The following is a 1,721-nucleotide window of genomic DNA, read 5'->3' on the forward strand; positions in this document are numbered from 1 at the left end:
ATATCATGGACCAATATCTGGCACCGCTGACGAATGGACATTTACTGGGAACTGATAATGGTGGACGAGATATTATCATGATGTTAATGATTTCTGCACGAAACTCTTTCAATATCGCTTTTGCAGTTACACTCATTACTTTAGTTGTAGGAAATATCTTAGGGGTAATTACGGGCTACTTTGGCGGAAGGTTTGATTTAATCTTCATGCGTTTCACTGATTTTGTCATGATTTTACCATCAATGATGATCATTATTGTTTTTGTAACTATCATCCCACGGTTTAATTCTTGGTCTTTGATTGGGATTATCAGTATCTTTAGTTGGATAGGGACAACGCGTCTGATTCGGGCAAGAACAATGACGGAAGTCAATCGAGATTATGTTCGAGCATCAAAAACTTCGGGAACCTCTGATTTTAAAATTATGTTTCGGGAAATATGGCCCAACTTGTCCACCTTAGTCATTGCTGAAGCAACGCTTGTTTTTGCTGGAAATATTGGTTTAGAAACAGGGCTTTCTTTCTTAGGTTTTGGACTTCCAGCGGGGACACCATCTTTGGGAACAATGATAAATGAAGCGACTAATCCAGAAACAATGACTGATAAGCCTTGGACTTGGGTTCCAGCAACAGTGGTCATCCTAATTGTGGTGCTTGCTATTATCTTTATCGGAAATGCACTAAGACGAGTGGCTGACCAAAGACAAGCTACAAGATAAACAACATTCAAGAGTGATAAAAATGTTTATCTATTAAAAATGGATATGATAAATTAAATATTATATTGAAGCAAGCAAGAAATAAAAAGAAATTATTGGAGAAACTAAGATGAACAAATTAAAAGTAACTTTATTGGCAAGTAGTGTAGTTTTAGCAGCTACACTCCTAAGTGCTTGTGGTTCTAATCAAAGCTCAAGTACAAGTACAAAAAAATTAAAAGCGGGGAACTTTGACGTTGCTTATCAAAATCCAGACAAGGCAATCAAAGGTGGAAATTTAAAAGTCGCATATCAAAGTGATTCTCCAATGAAAGCACAATGGTTATCGGGACTTTCTAATGATGCAACTTTTGCTACAATGTCTGGTCCTGGTGGAGGTCAAGATGGTTTGTTCTTCACAGACAGTGGATTCAAATTTATTAAGGGAGGAGCTGCCGATGTTGCTCTAGATAAAGAGTCTAAAACGGCAACGATTACCCTTCGTAAAGATTTGAAATGGTCTGATGGTTCAGAAGTAACGGCTAAAGATTATGAATTTACCTATGAAACGATTGCTAATCCTGCTTATGGTTCCGACCGTTGGACTGATTCTCTGGCAAATATTGTTGGCTTGAGTGATTATCATACGGGTAAAGCTAAAACAATCTCAGGGATCACTTTCCCTGATGGTGAAAATGGAAAAGTCATCAAGGTTCAATTTAAAGAAATGAAACCGGGGATGACTCAATCAGGAAATGGTTACTTCCTTGAAACGGTAGCGCCTTATCAATATTTGAAAGATGTCGCTCCTAAAGATTTGGCTTCTAGTCCAAAAACGACAACGAAACCATTAGTTACAGGGCCTTTTAAACCGGAAAATGTTGTTGCTGGTGAATCTATTAAATATGTCCCAAATCCTTACTATTGGGGTGAAAAAGCCCCACGGTCCCCGCCCCCCAGGCCAGGCCGCCGGGCACCTCGAAGGTGAGGAACCTGGCGTACGGCAGGCGCCCCATGCCGGCC

At 39.7% G+C, this 1,721-nt stretch carries 2 protein-coding genes; both read left to right on the forward strand.

Features of this window, described 5'->3' with window-relative positions; translation table 11 throughout:
* Positions 1-719 (forward strand): murein tripeptide/oligopeptide ABC transporter permease OppC (gene oppC, locus ABZ857_RS44125; RefSeq protein ID WP_357056933.1); only part of this gene is annotated, 719 nt, incomplete at its 5' end.
* 109 nt (positions 720-828) lie between these two features.
* Entirely contained in the window at positions 829-1,686 is an 858-nt protein-coding gene (locus tag ABZ857_RS44130) for an ABC transporter substrate-binding protein (RefSeq protein WP_357056936.1), read from the forward strand.
* The last annotated feature ends 35 nt before the right edge of the window (positions 1,687-1,721 follow it).

Origin of the sequence: Microbispora sp. NPDC046933 (genome assembly GCF_040644635.1) — a bacterium.
Taxonomy (GTDB): domain Bacteria; phylum Actinomycetota; class Actinomycetes; order Streptosporangiales; family Streptosporangiaceae; genus Microbispora.

Excerpts from the sequence above, each read along its gene's own strand:
- ABZ857_RS44130 (WP_357056936.1), top strand. The coding sequence starts at position 829 with ATGAACAAATTAAAAGTAACTTTATTGGCAAGTAGTGTAGTTTTAGCA.